Origin of the sequence: Fictibacillus sp. UD, assembly GCF_043558025.1 — a bacterium.
In the GTDB taxonomy this organism is placed as follows: Bacteria; Bacillota; Bacilli; order Bacillales; family Fictibacillaceae; genus Fictibacillus.
In genome coordinates this window covers 1-15,899 of the sequence record NZ_JARUHH010000023.1, presented here as the reverse complement: position 1 = coordinate 15,899, position 15,899 = coordinate 1, and the positions used below count along the sequence as shown (strand labels likewise).

At 40.9% G+C, this 15,899-nt stretch carries 16 protein-coding genes; 9 read left to right on the top strand and 7 right to left on the bottom strand.

Annotated elements, in window-relative coordinates; genetic code table 11:
* Positions 1–20 precede the first annotated feature (20 nt).
* From mnmE to P8610_RS19605, 7 genes are all read right to left on the bottom strand, one after another.
* On the bottom strand, positions 21–1,397 hold the full coding sequence (mnmE, locus tag P8610_RS19635; protein ID WP_394605881.1) for a tRNA uridine-5-carboxymethylaminomethyl(34) synthesis GTPase MnmE: 1,377 nt from the start codon (positions 1,395–1,397) through the stop codon (positions 21–23).
* Positions 1,398–1,582: 185 nt separating this feature from the next.
* Positions 1,583–2,215 (bottom strand): RNA-binding cell elongation regulator Jag/EloR, encoded by a 633-nt coding sequence (gene jag, locus P8610_RS19630; protein ID WP_289493824.1) that lies wholly within the window; start codon positions 2,213–2,215, stop codon positions 1,583–1,585.
* Positions 2,212–2,982: a YidC family membrane integrase SpoIIIJ gene (spoIIIJ, locus tag P8610_RS19625; protein WP_289493822.1), complete on the bottom strand. Its 771-nt coding sequence runs from the start codon at positions 2,980–2,982 to the stop codon at positions 2,212–2,214. The genes jag and spoIIIJ overlap by 4 nt, the downstream gene beginning before the upstream one ends.
* 37 nt (positions 2,983–3,019) lie before the next feature.
* Positions 3,020–3,247 (bottom strand): membrane protein insertion efficiency factor YidD, encoded by a 228-nt coding sequence (gene yidD / locus P8610_RS19620; protein WP_289493820.1) that lies wholly within the window; start codon positions 3,245–3,247, stop codon positions 3,020–3,022.
* Positions 3,248–3,251: 4 nt separating this feature from the next.
* On the bottom strand, positions 3,252–3,599 hold the full coding sequence (rnpA, locus tag P8610_RS19615) for a ribonuclease P protein component (RefSeq protein ID WP_394605880.1): 348 nt from the start codon (positions 3,597–3,599) through the stop codon (positions 3,252–3,254).
* Between the two features lie 193 nt (positions 3,600–3,792).
* On the bottom strand, positions 3,793–3,927 hold the full coding sequence (rpmH, locus tag P8610_RS19610; protein ID WP_007201576.1) for a 50S ribosomal protein L34: 135 nt from the start codon (positions 3,925–3,927) through the stop codon (positions 3,793–3,795).
* Between the two features lie 93 nt (positions 3,928–4,020).
* Entirely contained in the window at positions 4,021–4,245 is a 225-nt protein-coding gene (locus tag P8610_RS19605; RefSeq protein WP_394605879.1) for a hypothetical protein, read from the bottom strand.
* A 188-nt stretch (positions 4,246–4,433) separates the two neighbouring features.
* Here P8610_RS19605 and P8610_RS19600 point away from each other — a divergent pair, with 188 nt between their 5' ends.
* The 9 genes from P8610_RS19600 to P8610_RS19560 all read left to right on the top strand — a co-directional run bounded on the left by P8610_RS19600 (position 4,434) and on the right by P8610_RS19560 (position 15,609).
* On the top strand, positions 4,434–4,607 hold the full coding sequence (locus tag P8610_RS19600) for a hypothetical protein (RefSeq protein ID WP_394605878.1): 174 nt from the start codon (positions 4,434–4,436) through the stop codon (positions 4,605–4,607).
* 476 nt (positions 4,608–5,083) lie between these two features.
* Positions 5,084–6,439 carry a chromosomal replication initiator protein DnaA gene (gene dnaA / locus P8610_RS19595; RefSeq protein ID WP_289493817.1) on the top strand — a complete coding sequence of 452 codons (1,356 nt, stop codon included), beginning with the start codon at positions 5,084–5,086 and terminating at the stop codon, positions 6,437–6,439.
* A gap of 172 nt (positions 6,440–6,611) precedes the next feature.
* A complete protein-coding gene (gene dnaN / locus P8610_RS19590; RefSeq protein WP_394605877.1) occupies positions 6,612–7,754 on the top strand; it encodes a DNA polymerase III subunit beta in 1,143 nt (380 codons plus the stop codon).
* A 321-nt stretch (positions 7,755–8,075) separates the two neighbouring features.
* A complete protein-coding gene (gene yaaA / locus P8610_RS19585; RefSeq protein ID WP_066244167.1) occupies positions 8,076–8,291 on the top strand; it encodes a S4 domain-containing protein YaaA in 216 nt (71 codons plus the stop codon).
* An 11-nt stretch (positions 8,292–8,302) separates the two neighbouring features.
* Entirely contained in the window at positions 8,303–9,424 is a 1,122-nt protein-coding gene (gene recF, locus P8610_RS19580) for a DNA replication/repair protein RecF (protein ID WP_394605876.1), read from the top strand.
* 10 nt (positions 9,425–9,434) lie between these two features.
* A complete protein-coding gene (gene remB, locus P8610_RS19575) occupies positions 9,435–9,704 on the top strand; it encodes an extracellular matrix regulator RemB (protein WP_289493810.1) in 270 nt (89 codons plus the stop codon).
* 32 nt (positions 9,705–9,736) lie between these two features.
* A complete protein-coding gene (gene gyrB / locus P8610_RS19570) occupies positions 9,737–11,683 on the top strand; it encodes a DNA topoisomerase (ATP-hydrolyzing) subunit B (RefSeq protein WP_394605875.1) in 1,947 nt (648 codons plus the stop codon).
* 145 nt (positions 11,684–11,828) lie between these two features.
* Positions 11,829–14,387, top strand: a complete 2,559-nt coding sequence (gyrA, locus tag P8610_RS19565) for a DNA gyrase subunit A (protein ID WP_394605874.1) — start codon at positions 11,829–11,831, stop codon at positions 14,385–14,387.
* A gap of 91 nt (positions 14,388–14,478) precedes the next feature.
* The gene (locus P8610_RS19560) at positions 14,479–15,609 is read left to right on the top strand and encodes an HD-GYP domain-containing protein (protein ID WP_394605873.1); all 1,131 of its coding nucleotides are present in this window, start codon (positions 14,479–14,481) and stop codon (positions 15,607–15,609) included.
* Positions 15,610–15,899: the final 290 nt, after the last annotated feature.

Here is a 15,899-nt window from a genome sequence, read left to right as displayed (position 1 = left end):
GTGTTCTACCTCCTTAACAATTATTTTCCAAGACAAAATTGAGAGAACAACTGGTCGATCAAACTCTCTGAAACCGTGTCACCCACTATTTCTCCAAGTATCTCCCATGCTCTTGTTATATCGATCTGTACCATATCTATCGGAAGATCCGCTTCAATACCGCCAAGTGCTTCGTCAATGTGATGAATCGTCTGCTGAAGAAGTGCGATATGCCGCGAGTTAGAAACGTAAGTTAAATCTTGTGCTTCTATTCCACCTGCAAAAAACAGGTTTGCGATCGCTTGCTCTAGTTCATCTATTCCCTCTTCTTTTACTAAAGATGTTGAAATCAAAGGTGAATGTTCTGCAAGTTCCTTAATACGGTTCATATCCGCTTTCATTTCGAGATCGGTTTTATTGATGATAACAATCTTATCGAGTCCCGCTGCTGCACGGAATAAGTTTTCATCTTCTTGTGACAGTGTTTCGTTTCCATTAATGACTAACAAAATCAGATCTGCTTCTTTTAATACTTTTCGAGATTTTTCCACACCGATCTTTTCTACGATGTCTTCTGTTTCTCGAATCCCTGCTGTATCTACAAGTCTTAAAGGAACTCCTCTTACGTTTACGTACTCTTCAATAACGTCCCTCGTTGTTCCGGCAATATCTGTTACGATTGCTTTGTTTTCATGGACAAGTGCGTTCATCAGTGAAGATTTCCCTACGTTCGGTCGTCCGATGATTGCCGTCGACAGCCCTTCACGAAGAATCTTTCCTTGGCTTGCCGTTTGCAGGATGGATTCTACTTCCTTTTTAACAGTCAGAAGGTTGTTGTTTAATAAGGAATGCGTCATCTCTTCTGCATCGTATTCAGGATAATCAATGTTCACTTCAACGTGAGCAATCGTCTCTAATAACGTTTGTCTAAGACGTGTTATGAGAGAAGACAAGCGGCCTTCCATCTGGTTCAGTGCAACATTCATGGCACGATCCGTCTTTGCACGAATCAGATCCATCACGGCTTCCGCTTGAGATAAATCAATCCGTCCGTTTAAGAACGCCCGTTTCGTAAATTCTCCCGGTTCAGCTAAGCGTGCTCCCTGCTGCAGAATCAATTGAAGAACACGATTCACAGAAACTAATCCACCGTGACAGTTAATTTCAACAACATCTTCCCGCGTGAACGTTCGGGGTGCGCGCATAACGCTGATCATCACTTCTTCCACTGCCTGATCAACCTTTGGATCAAACAGCTTCCCGTAATGAATGGTATGCGTATCTACATCTGAAAGACGTTTTGATCCTTTATACACTTTATCCGCAATCGTAACTGCTTCAGGTCCGCTTAACCTTACAATCGCGATTGCACCTTCTCCCATCGGAGTAGAAATAGCAGTAATCGTATCAAATTCCATTGTTGTATCACCTCGGCTTTCCTCTTTTTACGCTCTATATAAATTACCTTTAGTATGGCCTTAATCAGTTGCTGTGATAATGGTTTATCAAAAAAGGACATAAATATCCACAATAAAAAATAGTGTATCGCATTATAAGCCTGCAGTAAACAAAAAGCCCCAGAGGAATAACCTCTGAAGCTTCTTTATCTTTTGCTTGAGGACGTCGGGCGGATCACGACTTTACGGAATGGCTCCACCCCTTCAGACGTAGTCTCAACATCTCTGTTTTCTTTCAGTGCTAAATGAATCACTTTGCGCTCATTGGCAGGCATCGGCTCTAAAGCAAAACTTTTCTTTGTGAAAAATACTTTTTGAGCGGAATGTTCAGCTAATCTTTCAAGTGATTCTTGTCTTCGGGTACGATAGTTTTCAGCATCAAGCACGATTTTAACGTGCTTGCTTGCAGGATCTGAATTTGCAACCATATTTGTTAAAAGCTGCAGCGCATTAAGCGTTTGTCCGCGTTTTCCAATCAAAATCGCAATTTTGTCACCGGATAAATCCAGCACAAGATGATCATTTTCCTGTCGCTGTGCTATGGTAACGGGTACCCCCATTTTGGAAGTTACATCCTGAAGGTATTCGATCGCGGTTTTAACAGGATCAGCTTTGACTGTTACTTCAACTACTGCGGGCTTGCCGCCAAGTCCAAAAAAACCTTTTTTGGAATCTTCAAGAATGGATATATCTACTTGATCTTTTGAAGTCTGAAGTTGTTCTAGTGCTGCTGCTACTGCTTCTTCAACCGTTTTCCCTGTTACCTGTACCTTTTTCACTTTTTAGCTCCCCCATCAACTTGATTTTCTTTCTTTTTCATTGGGGTCGTAATGAAATATGTTTGTGCAATCATGAAGATGTTACCGATCACCCAATATAAAGATAATGCAGCTGGGAAATTAATAGCAAATACAACGATCATGACTGGCATGATGTATAAAAGCATCTTCATTTGCGGATTTGGATTGTCCATTCCGCCCATCATGATTTTTTGCTGCAAGAATGTTGTAAGACCTGCAACTAGCGGCAAAATAAAGAATGGATCTGGATCTCCTAGATCAAACCAAAGGAAGTTGTGATTCGCAATTTCTTCAGTACGCATGATTGCATGATAGAAACCTAATAGAATCGGCATTTGAATCAATAATGGTAAACAGCCTGCAAGCGGATTTACACCATTCTTTTGGAATAAAGCCATTGTTTCTTGCTGCAGTTTTTGCTGTGTGTTCGCATCTTTTGATTTGTATTTTTCACGCAGTTTTTGAATTTCTGGCTGAATTTCCTGCATCGCTTTAGAACTCTTCGTTTGCTTAATCATCAATGGAAGAAGCGCAGTACGAATAATTAATGTAACAATTATGATCGATAATCCATAGTTTTCACCCGTTAAGTTAGCAAAATATGTGATCAACCAAGATAACGGATATACAAAATATGTGTCCCAAATTCCCGTTCTGTCTTCTGTGATGGGCTCCATCGTCCCACATCCAGAAAGGACAGCCATGAGTGCGAAAAGGGCAATCAGTAAACCTATTTTCTTACGCACACTCTTATCCTCCTTAAAATCTTAAATCTCATCTCAATTATTTATTGTCTCTTTTTTCAGGCACGAGGTCAACGCCTCCCGGATGAAAAGGATGGCACTTTGCTATTCTGACAAAAGTTAGCCACATTCCTTTAAATACGCCATGACGCCTGAAAGCTTCAATACCGTAATGCGAACAAGTCGGATAAAAGCGGCACGAAGGCGGAGTCATTGGGGAGATCCACAGTTGGTAAAAACGAATAATCCCTATAAATAAGGATCTCATTTTCTTACACCCTCTTTTTAAGTACGTTTGCTCTGTTCAATACGTGAAGCAAGCTTTTCTCCATCTCATGAAAGTCCATGTTAGCAGTAGGTATTCTCGCGATAACCACGTAATCCCTGCCTGTAAGCAGCTGTTCACTGTATTTGTGGAAGATTTCTTTTACAGATCGCTTTATTCTGTTTCGTGTAACGGCTTTTCCTACTTTTTTACTTACAGAAAGTCCGATACGAAACGCAGGCTGATCTTCTTTTTTCAAACTGTATATAACAAATTGGCGATTAGCCGTTGATTTTCCTTTTTTGAAGACTTCTTGAAATTCTTCGTTTTTTTTGATGCGCTGTTCTTTCTTCATTCAATTAACACTCCATCAATTAACCAATCTCATTCCACAATGTCTTTTTGTCTCGAATCTTATCCCAGTATCGGCCTATTTTGTTTTAATAAAACCTCTAACTCCGAAAAATCGACAAAAGCGAGTTCAATACGGACTTGGAGTGAGCGAAAATGTCTATAAAAAGTAAAAAAAGACCACTGATGTCAGTGGCCTATGCGGATAACACTTTTCTTCCCTTTTGACGACGGCGAGCTAGAACTTTACGACCGTTCTTAGTAGCCATACGTGCACGGAAACCATGTACCTTCTTACGCTTACGGTTGTTCGGTTGAAATGTAGGTTTCATGTATATTACACCTCCCTGAGGATATCTTTTATAAAAGACAGTCTAACAAATTATAATGACTGACCCCTTCTTTTGTCAAGCTGGATTTTAGTTTCATGCTGTTTTCGCTGTTTTTGTGTTTCCTATGCTTCGTTGTTCTTGAATGTGGTTGATCTCCGTTCCAGGTGCTTCGCTTTCCGCGGGGCAGGCGGTGAGCCACATTCTTAACGTTTCACTTTTAAGTGTCTCACCTGCCCACCTGTCCCGCAGGAGTCTTACACCTTCCACTACGATCAACTTGCTAATGACGAAAAGAACAAAGTGATTCTTCTTAAGCAATTAGAAGGAAGTCTCTGAGCCTCTTTGCATGAATTGTGAGAGGCTCAGTTGTCGGCACACTTCTTCCCCACTTTGCAACATTTCGCTAAAAGGCAAAACAAAAACTGAAATCTTTTAGAAAGTATCTTTTCTTACAGGTTGTTGCATTTGATTCTTTTCTTCCACTTGAAAATTGACTGGAGCGCAAGGTGCGAGACTCCTACGGGACGAGCGGTCAGGTGGAGACTCCTAATGGCGCAAAGCGGCAGGAGGCTCACCGTACGCCCCGTGGAAAGCGAGCATCCTGGAGCGGAGATCAATTACTAACAAAAGCAGCAATGAACAACCAAGCTCTTCAACAGAAAACTTCAAAAGTAATTTAAACCATTCTACAACGTTCTTCAAATTCTTTATCCTCTTGCCTGTGGACATCTTTTTCGACACGTTTTTCATTATCCACACCAATTATCGACACGTTTTACACAAAATCTAGTGTTGTGGACAACTTTTCTACACAAGGTATGGGCGTTGTGGATAAGTAACAATAATCCGTTGCCAAGCTTGATAATTTTTGATATGCTTGTTGTGTTTTAACTCGTTAGCAACATGACTCGCATGTAAAGTTATTCACAAGCTGTGGATAAACTTGTGGACAGGTTTTTCGAGCTGTTAGAAAGGTTGTCCACAGATGCTATTTAACTGTTCATAATCCTATTATCTACTATATTAATTATCATTCACATAAGGTGTGGACTTTTTATTTTTATTCATATGTATTCACTTGCTGTACAAATCTTGTACACCGAGGAAAACAACTGCTGAAATAGGATAATTCAAAGAGATAAGGGGGGTAAATTGGTTGGAAAACATCAATGACCTATGGTCCAAAGCACTTGCTGCAATTGAGACAAAAGTCAGTAAGCCTAGCTTTGAGACTTGGTTAAAATCAACAACAGCGCATGCACTGCAAAATGATACGCTTGTAATCACTGCGCCAAATGAGTTTGCCCGTGACTGGCTGGAATCCAGATATGCAGGCATCATTTCAGAAACATTGCTGGACGTTACAGGTGCAGCACTTGACGTGAAGTTCATCATTCCACAAAATCAGACAGATGTAGACTTGGATCTGGAACTTTCCATGAAAAAAGCCCCAAAAGCAGCAAATGAACCTCACGAAGAAGTTTCTCAAAGTATGTTGAATCCTAAATATACATTTGACCGATTCGTTATCGGGTCAGGAAACCGTTTTGCCCATGCTGCTTCATTAGCTGTTGCCGAAGCACCGGCTAAAGCTTACAACCCGCTGTTTATATATGGTGGAGTTGGACTTGGGAAAACTCACTTAATGCATGCAATCGGACATTATGTACTAGAACATAATCCTGGGGCTAAGGTAGTTTATTTATCATCCGAAAAATTTACGAACGAATTCATTAACTCGATTCGTGACAATAAAACGGTTGAATTTCGCAACAAATTTCGCAGTGTGGACGTGCTTCTAATAGATGATATTCAATTCCTTGCGGGAAAAGAACAGACTCAAGAGGAATTTTTCCATACATTCAATGCACTTCATGAAGAAAGCAAGCAGATTGTTATCTCGAGTGACCGGCCTCCAAAAGAGATTCCGACACTTGAAGACAGACTTCGCTCGCGATTTGAATGGGGACTTATAACAGATATCACTCCGCCAGACTTGGAGACGCGGATCGCAATTCTCCGAAAAAAGGCGAAAGCTGAAGGTCTGGATATACCGAATGAAGTAATGCTTTATATCGCAAATCAAATTGATACGAACATTAGAGAACTTGAAGGTGCACTTATTCGTGTAGTTGCTTATTCTTCTTTAATTAATCAAGATATGAATGCAGACTTAGCAGCAGAGGCTCTTCGTGATATTATTCCTTCTGCAAAGCCAAGAACACTTACCATCCACCATATCCAAGAAGTTGTTGGTAAGCATTATAACGTTAAGTTAGAAGATTTTACGGCTAAAAAGAGAACAAAATCCGTTGCTTTTCCTAGACAGATCGCCATGTATTTATCTCGTGAGCTTACAGATAACTCTTTGCCTAAAATTGGTGAGGAATTTGGAGGGCGTGACCATACAACCGTACTTCATGCTCATGAAAAGATCTCAACGCTGCTGATTACTGATCATGTTTTGCAAAAGAAAGTGCAAGAAATTCACGATCAGCTTAAATCTAATTAAATAAACAACACTGAATACTGTGAATAACTACAGTTACTTTATGCACAGTCTGTCCACATGTGGATAGGCTGTTCTATCTTTGTTTTTTGGAGTTATCCACACATTCACAGCGCCTAGTACTATTACTACTATTTTTTTAAAAGATTTTAATAAATATCAGGGGGGCAAAATAATGAAAGTTAAGATTCAATTAAACCAATTGATCGAGGCTGTTCAAGATGTCATGAAAGCTGTATCATCCCGAACTACTATTCCGATTTTAACGGGAATCAAAATGGAAGTGACATATGATGGTGTACATCTGACTGGTAGTGATTCTGATATTTCTATTGAGCGACTGATACCGGTTGAAGAAGGCGATCTTGTACATATCGAAGTGAAACAAGAAGGAAGTGTCGTTCTTCCAGCGCGTTATTTTTCAGAGATCGTTAAAAAACTTCCGAATGACTCTGTTGAGATTGAAGTTGGAGAACGTTTTGAAACAACGCTTCGTTCTGGTGCTTCTGAATTTAGTCTGTTAGGCCTTGATCCAGAAGAATACCCAAGATTACCGCAGATCGAAGAGGATTTAGTCTTTGAAATTCAAAGTGATCTTCTAAAAACAATGATCCGTCAAACTGTCTTTGCGGTGTCCGCCTCAGAAACACGCCCTATCTTAACAGGTGTGAATTGGACGTTAGTTGATGGTGTACTTAACTGTATTGCAACAGATAGCCATAGATTGGCAGAACGCAAGATGCCGATTGATTCACAAGCTGAAGAACTATCTTTTCAAAACGTAGTTATTCCTGGTAAAAGCTTGAACGAACTTTCTAAAATTCTTGATGAGTCTGCAGAAAAAGTACAGATTGTTGTAACGAACAATCAGATTCTATTTAAGGCTAAGAACATCTTGCTGTTCTCAAGACTATTAGATGGCAACTATCCTGATACATCAAAGTTGATTCCTTCAGAGAGCAAGACGACGTTTGTGCTGAAAACAAAAGAATTTTTACAAGCGATCGACCGTGCTTCTCTATTGGCAAGAGAAGGACGAAACAATGTAGTTAAATTAGCTACACTCGATAACCAAACCATCGAACTTTCTTCAAACTCTCCTGAGATCGGTAAAGTTTTTGAACACATGATCGCAGAAGAAATCGAAGGAGAAGAGCTGAAGATCTCGTTCAATGCAAAGTACGTGATGGAAGCCCTTAAAGTAATGGATTGCTCAGAAATCAGCATTCTATTCACAGGTGCGATGAGACCGTTCCTCATCCAGCCCGTTTCAGATGATACGATTCGCCAGTTAATCTTACCTGTAAGAACTTACTAATATATAAAGCTGCCGGAATGACCGGTGGCTTTCTTTTCTTTCTAAGTCCATCGTTTTTTGGAGAGACTAGTAGGAACAATACGATTTTTTCTAAATACACTTCTCTAAAAAGTTATTGGTTTTGTTTATTCTCTTCATCGACAAGTTGATTGGAGAGTAAGGATGCGAGACTCCTGCGGGACAGGCGGGCAGGTGAGACACTTAAGAGTGAAACGTTAGAATGTGGCTCACCGCCTGCCCCGCGGAAAGCGAGCAGCCTGGAGCGGAAATCAATCACTTTCAAGCAAGCATCAGAGAAACAACCAGGAGGTTTTTTTAAAAATGGAAAACGTTAAGATCAACACAGAATTTATAACACTTCAACAACTGTTGAAAACTACCGATGTCATCCAATCGGGAGGAATGGTAAAATGGTATTTAGCAGAACATGAAGTTCTTGTGAACGGAGAGCATGAAACACGCCGAGGGAAAAAATTATATGCGGGTGATGTCGTGTCCATTCCGGACGTAGGAGAGTTTAAGGTAACAACGGAATAGGGGGAATCCCTTTGCATATTGAAAAGCTTCAACTTAGAAATTACCGTAACTATAAAGAACAGTCTCTTGAATTTGAGAACAAGGTCAATGTTTTTCTCGGTGAGAATGCCCAAGGGAAAACAAACGTCATGGAATCTATCTATGTTTTGGCCATGGCGAGATCGTATCGAACGGCAAAAGATAAAGAGTTGATATCTTGGGACGAAGAATATGCTAAAATAGAGGGTAGCATCAAAAAGAGAAACAGTTCTTTTGATTTAAGCCTCGTCATCTCACAAAAAGGAAAAAAAGCGAAAATCAGCCGCATTGAACAGAGACGATTAACAGATTACGTCGGACATCTTAATGTGGTCATGTTTGCACCTGAGGATCTCAATCTTGTAAAAGGCAGTCCGCAGGTGCGTCGTCGTTTTATTGACATGGAAATCGGCCAGGTTAACGCGGTTTACTTAAATGACCTTTCTGTGTACCAAAAGATTTTATCTCAGCGAAACTCTTTATTAAGAGAGATGTATCGCAAAAAAAGTCCGGAAAATATGACGATGCTGGAGATCTTAACCGAACAGCTTATCGATAAAGCGGCCAGAGTGACGCTGAAACGCATGAAATACATGGAAAAGCTCCAAAGTTGGGCAGAGCCTATCCATCATGGAATATCCAGAGGCTTAGAAAGTTTAAAAATTCATTACAAACCGACTATAGAGGTATGTGATGAGCTCGACTTGTCGAAAATGATAGAAGCGTTTCATATAAAGTTTGGTAAAATAAAAGAAAAAGAGATTGACCGGGGAACTTCTTTATTTGGTCCTCATCGGGATGATTTGCTTTTTTCTGTTAACGGAAAAGACGTGCAGACATTCGGATCTCAAGGACAGCAGCGTACGACTGCTCTCTCTTTGAAGCTTGCTGAAATTGATTTGATTCATTCAGAAGTCGGAGAATACCCGATCCTCCTCTTGGACGATGTGTTATCTGAACTAGATGATTTCAGACAATCTCATCTTTTAAATACGATTCAAGGGAAAGTACAAACCTTTGTTACAACGACCAGTGTGGAAGGAATACATCATGAAACACTGGAGAAGGCCGCAACATATAAAGTTCATTCAGGCTCTATAGAACGTTTGAAATGAGGTGAGGACATTGCTTCTGCATTTAGGTGATGAAGAAGTTATTCATTCTAAAGATGTACTTGCAATCTTGGATATCAATGCATTAAAAGCTTCTGAGTTAGCTGGTGAGTTTCTTAAAAAGCATGAAAGCAATCAGACCTTAACTGATCTTAGCGGGAATGCTGCAAAATCTGTAATCATAACAGACAAAACGATCTATCTATCTCCTCTTTCTGCCTCTACGTTAAAAAAGAGAGCCTCTGATCGCCTCGAACTTGAAAATGGCTGGAATATAAAATAAAGGTTTTATAAATAAAGCGTTTTTAAACCGGAATGAAGGTGAACGAATTGACGACTGAACAAAAGTTAGAACATCAACAAAATTATGATGAAAGTAATATCCAGGTACTAGAGGGTCTTGAAGCCGTCCGAAAACGTCCTGGGATGTATATTGGTGCCACAAATGTACGCGGTTTGCACCATCTCGTTTGGGAGATCGTGGATAACTCGATCGATGAAGCTTTAGCGGGCTATTGCGACACGATTCGAATTACGATCGAAGAAGATAATAGCATCACTGTAGAAGATAACGGACGTGGTATCCCTGTAGGTATGCATGAAAAGATGGGAAGACCCGCACTAGAAGTTATCATGACGGTTCTCCATGCCGGCGGAAAGTTTGGCGGCGGCGGATACAAAGTGTCAGGCGGACTGCATGGCGTTGGTGCCTCTGTTGTTAATGCGTTGTCAACAATGCTTGAAGTAACGGTTTCCCGTGATGGAAAACTGCACTATCAATCATATGAACGCGGCGTGCCGACTGCAGATCTTAAAGTGATCGGTGAAACAGATAAAACAGGTACACGCACTCACTTCAAACCAGACCCTGAAATTTTCACAGAATCATTAGAATATGATTTCCCGACTTTATCAAACCGTATTCGCGAATTGGCATACTTAAACCGCGGACTTCGCATTATCGCAGAAGATAAGCGCGGCGAAGAGCCAGTTACGAAGGAATACCACTATGAAGGCGGAATTAAATCTTATGTTGAGCACATTAACCGTACACGTGAAGTGCTGCATGAGGAACCAATCTTCGTTGAAGGTGAAAAGGACGGCATCTCTGTTGAGATCGCATTCCAATACAACGACAGCTATGCGAGCAACATCTATTCGTTTGCCAATAACATTAATACACATGAGGGTGGAACGCATGAGTCCGGTTTTAAAACAGCCCTAACACGTGTGATCAATGATTACGGCCGTAAGAATAACCTTTTTAAAGACAACGATACGAACCTGACGGGTGAAGACGTTCGTGAAGGTTTGACAGCGATCATCTCGATCAAACACCCAGATCCACAGTTCGAAGGTCAAACGAAAACGAAACTCGGAAACTCTGAAGCAAGACAGATAACAGAATCGATTTTCTCTGAGACGTTCTCTTCTTTCATGATGGAGAATCCTGTTGTAGCAAAATCAATCGTTGAAAAAGGAATGATGGCGCTCCGTGCGCGTGTCGCTGCTAAAAAAGCGCGTGAACTTACACGCCGCAAGAGTGCATTAGAAGTATCTTCTTTACCTGGTAAACTTGCAGACTGTTCTTCTAAAGATGCAAGCATCTCTGAAATTTACGTGGTAGAGGGTGACTCTGCCGGTGGATCAGCAAAGCAGGGCCGTGACCGTCACTTCCAAGCGATTTTGCCTCTTCGCGGTAAGATCATTAACGTTGAGAAAGCTAGACTGGACAAGATTCTCTCTAATAATGAGGTTCGTGCCATCATTACAGCACTAGGGACGGGAATCGCTGAAGAGTTTGATATTTCAAAAGCTCGTTATCATAAGATCATCATCATGACAGATGCCGATGTCGATGGCGCGCATATCCGTACGCTGCTTCTGACTTTCTTTTACCGGTACATGCGTCCGATCATTGAACATGGTTATATCTATATTGCCCAGCCGCCGCTATACAAAGTGCAGCAAGGGAAACGTATCGAATATGCTTACAATGATAAAGAGCTTGAAAAATTATTGGCAGAACTTCCGCAGGTTCCTAAGCCTCAGCTTCAGCGCTATAAGGGTCTAGGTGAGATGAATCCTACCCAGCTGTGGGAAACGACAATGGATCCTGAGACACGTACATTGCTTCAAGTGGAAATGAAGGACGCGATGGCTGCTGATGAAACGTTCGAAATCTTAATGGGCGACAAAGTAGAACCGCGCCGTGATTTTATCCAAGAAAATGCGCAGTACGTAAAGAATCTAGATATCTAATTACGAATGTTTCAGCACTTCCTTTCTGTGCTGAAACTAAAATATAGAAAATGCTGAAGCTGGACAAGGTCCAGTTTCGGTTCGTTTAAGCTCGAATCAGGGGGCTTTAAAAACCTGTTTTTAAGAGGTTATGGAGGTAAAACGAATGTCTGAAATGGAACGTTCCCGGATTAAAGAAATAAATATTAGTACGGAAATGCGTGCATCGTTCATGGATTATGCCATGAGTGTTATTGTCAGCCGAGCATTGCCAGATGTACGTGACGGATTAAAGCCAGTTCACCGACGTATTCTTTATGCCATGAATGATCTTGGCATGACTGCCGACAAGGCATATAAAAAGTCTGCTCGTATCGTTGGTGAAGTAATCGGTAAGTACCATCCTCACGGCGACTCTGCTGTATACGATACGATGGTTCGTATGGCACAGGATTTCAACTTCCGCCACATGCTGATCGATGGCCACGGTAACTTCGGTTCGGTCGACGGCGATGCAGCGGCAGCAATGCGTTATACTGAGGCGCGTATGTCTAAAATCGCCATGGAAATGGTGCGAGACATAAACAAAGACACGATCGGTTACAAAGATAACTATGATGGGTCTGAACAAGAGCCCGTTGTACTACCTGCTCGTTTTCCGAACTTACTCGTAAATGGTGCTGCTGGAATCGCGGTTGGTATGGCAACGAACATTCCGCCGCATCACTTAGGTGAGGTAATCGATGGAGTTTTAGCAGTAAGTCAAAATCCGGATATCACAATCCCTGAGCTGATGGAAATTATCCCAGGCCCAGACTTTCCTACCGCCGGTGAAATTTTAGGGCGTGAAGGAATTCGTAAGGCTTACCAAACCGGAAGAGGTTCCATTATTATCCGTGCTAAAGCCGAGATTGAAGAGATGCCTAGCGGAAAACAAGCGATCATCGTGACTGAGCTTCCTTACCAAGTAAACAAAGCTCGTCTTATCGAAAAGATCGCTGAACTCGTTCGCGATAAAAAGATTGAAGGAATCACGGACCTTCGTGATGAGTCTGACCGAAACGGTATGCGTATCGTGATGGAAGTACGCCGTGACGCAAATGCAAATGTTATTTTAAATAATTTATATAAACAAACAGCTCTTCAGACAAGCTTTGGTATCAATATGCTAGCACTTGTTGATGGGCATCCAAAAGTTCTCAACATAAAAGAATTTCTTTATCATTATTTAAAGCATCAGCAAGTTATCATCCGCCGCCGTACGGAATTTGATCTTAAAAAAGCAGAAGCGAGAGCTCACATCTTAGAAGGTCTTCGTATCGCACTTGATCATCTGGATGAAGTAATCGCAATGATCCGTGGTTCAAGAACAACTGACATTGCTCGTGAAGGATTGATGGAGAAGTTTGAATTAAGCTACGAGCAATCACAAGCTATTTTAGATATGCGATTGCAGCGCTTAACAGGTTTAGAGCGAGACAAAATCGAGAACGAATATAATGATCTAGTTGCTATAATTACTGAATTAAGAGCAATCTTAGCAGATGAAGAAAAAATTCTTGAGATCATTCGTACTGAGCTGACTGAAATCAAGGAAAAATACGATAACCCAAGACGTACAATCATTTCTGTAGGATTTAATAGTATCGAAGACGAAGATTTGATTCCTCGTTCAAACATCGTTATTACTTTAACGAACAAAGGATACATTAAGCGTCTTCCTATTTCCACTTATCGTTCACAGCGCCGTGGAGGAAAAGGGATTCAAGGAATGGGCACGAGTGAAGATGACTTTGTCGAGCAATTGTTTACGACGAATACGCATAACTATATTCTATTCTTTACGAATAAAGGGAAAGCTTATAGGCTAAAAGGCTACGAGATTCCTGAATACGGAAGAACAGCAAAAGGAATTCCGATCATCAACTTGCTGCAGATCGAACAAGGTGAGACGATTTCAGCTGTAATACCGGTTGAAGATATGGAAAGTGATGAAATCTACCTTAATTTCATGACGAAGCAAGGAATTACGAAACGTTCTCCGTTATCAGCGTACAGCAACATCCGTAAAGGCGGACTTTTTGCGATCAACCTTCGCGAAGAAGACGAACTGATGGGCGTTCGTTTAACAGATGGTACAAAGGATATCATCGTAGGAACGAAGCAAGGTATGTCAATTCGTTATCAAGAAACAGATGTTAGATCTATGGGCAGAACAGCTACTGGTGTTAAAGCGATTACCCTTGGTGATGACGATGCTGTTGTAGGGATGGAAGTCTTGGATGAAACACAAGACATCTTGATCGTAACGGATAGAGGTTATGGAAAACGTACACCTATGAGTGAATATCGACTTCAATCACGTGGTGGTAAGGGGATCAAAACCGTAAACATCACTGAAAAGAACGGTCCAGTTGTTACATTGAAGACCGTAACAGACGAAGAAGATCTCATGATTATTACCGCTAAAGGGATCATTATTCGAATGAACATTTCAGGAATCTCTCAAATGGGACGTAACACGCAAGGTGTTAGACTGATGACCATGAACGATTCGAATCACGTAGCAACCGTAGCTGTTGTCGAACGTGAAGAAGAAACGGATGAGATCTTAGATGAAAATGGTGACCCGATCGTAATTGAAGGTGAAGCACCAACTGCAACTGAAGAAACCGAACAAACAACTGCTGCAGAGTCAGAGGAAAACGAAGAGAATAACGAGTAATTTCTTAAAAGAGGAAAATGACTATACATTTTCCTCTTTTTTATATGTAAAATGAAAGTAAGAATTTCCAAATTAAAGGAGCATCATACGTATGAAGATTAAAACGAGTCAAGCAAAGGTCGGTCAGATGATGGTTCAGGATGTATTCTCCATGACTAATCAGCCAATCGTTAACAGAAATACTATTTTGAATTCAGAGCATCTGCGTGTGCTGACTCGTTTTCAAATTGAAGAGATTGATGTTTTAAATGAATCTGGTTTTGGTACAACACTTTCGAATAGAAAAAAAGAAACCTCTATTAAAGGTGATTCTGCTAAAGGTGAAGCAGCCAAATCGGAAGAAAAAGCACTTAACGTGAAACCAGAAAAAGAAGAAGCATCGTTTGCCGGATTATACCTTCAAACCGTAAAGCGATATAAGCAGCTTTTTACAAATTGGCAATCAGGCAGTCCGGTCGACATGCTCGAAGTGCGACAGAGTGTTCTTCCTGTCCTTGAGGCAGGGGCGAACGTCCCGCGAGAGATTTTACTGCTGCATCATTACGCTACGAGTTCCGACTATATTTATCACCATGCTGTCTCAGTTGGTATTTTAAGCACGTTCTTAGCGAAGAAACTAAATTTTTCAAGCGGGGATTGCATCCAGATCGGTATAGCAGGAGTGCTCTCAGATTGTGGAATGTCAAAAGTTCAGCCAACTTTATTAAAAAAGAGTGGTTCCTTAACAACGCTTGAGTTTGATGAAGTAAAAAAGCATACGATTCATGGTTACAATATGCTTAAAAAGATACCATCTATTAAAGAAGGTGTTCTGCTTGGCGTTCTGCAGCATCACGAAAGAGAAGATGGATCTGGCTATCCGTTAAAAGTGCAAGGAAACAAACTTCATCCTTTCAGTAAGGTCCTTGCAATTGCAGACGTATATCTAGCCATGACAGCCGAGCGGCCATATCGAAGCAAACAGTCTGCATTTAAAGTGATCGAGATGATGATGAAGGATCAGTTTGGAAAGTTTGATCATCAAGTCATTTCCGCTCTGTTATCGGGGCTGTCCACTTTCTCTGTCGGAAGCCGTGTAAGACTAACAAACTATGACGTTGGGGAAATTGTATTTATAGAAGAAAGCCAACCGACAAGACCGATGATAAAACTGGACTCCACCGGTGAGTTCCTTGCACTGAAAAACAGAAACGACCTCTTTATTGAAGAGCTTTTATCTTAGGATAGAAGCTTTTTTATTTTGGGTATTGCCACGGGTTGGCAACCGTGGTAAACTAATCAAGCTGTCTTAAGAACAGCACTTCATAAATCGCTAGCATGCTTAAATGTTTCATAATGAAATGTTTTAAAAAAAGTTAAAGAAAGTTATTGACTCTAGTGCTTCAGCGTGGTATATTATTAAAGTCGCCAAAACAAAACGGCGAACGAAACAAAAAGTTCTTTGAAAACTGAACAAAAGAAATAGGTAAGGAATTAAGAATTAATTCCGTCAGTTTTAAAATCGAGCAAGAC

Excerpts from the sequence above, each read along its gene's own strand:
- gyrA (WP_394605874.1), top strand. The coding sequence starts at position 11,829 with ATGTCTGAAATGGAACGTTCCCGGATTAAAGAAATAAATATTAGTACG.
- gyrB (WP_394605875.1), top strand. The coding sequence starts at position 9,737 with ATGAAGGTGAACGAATTGACGACTGAACAAAAGTTAGAACATCAACAA.
- dnaN (WP_394605877.1), top strand. The coding sequence starts at position 6,612 with ATGAAAGTTAAGATTCAATTAAACCAATTGATCGAGGCTGTTCAAGAT.
- P8610_RS19560 (WP_394605873.1), top strand. The coding sequence starts at position 14,479 with ATGAAGATTAAAACGAGTCAAGCAAAGGTCGGTCAGATGATGGTTCAG.
- yidD (WP_289493820.1), bottom strand. The coding sequence starts at position 3,247 with ATGAGATCCTTATTTATAGGGATTATTCGTTTTTACCAACTGTGGATC.
- rpmH (WP_007201576.1), bottom strand. The coding sequence starts at position 3,927 with ATGAAACCTACATTTCAACCGAACAACCGTAAGCGTAAGAAGGTACAT.
- yaaA (WP_066244167.1), top strand. The coding sequence starts at position 8,076 with ATGGAAAACGTTAAGATCAACACAGAATTTATAACACTTCAACAACTG.
- mnmE (WP_394605881.1), bottom strand. The coding sequence starts at position 1,397 with ATGGAATTTGATACGATTACTGCTATTTCTACTCCGATGGGAGAAGGT.
- rnpA (WP_394605880.1), bottom strand. The coding sequence starts at position 3,599 with ATGAAGAAAGAACAGCGCATCAAAAAAAACGAAGAATTTCAAGAAGTC.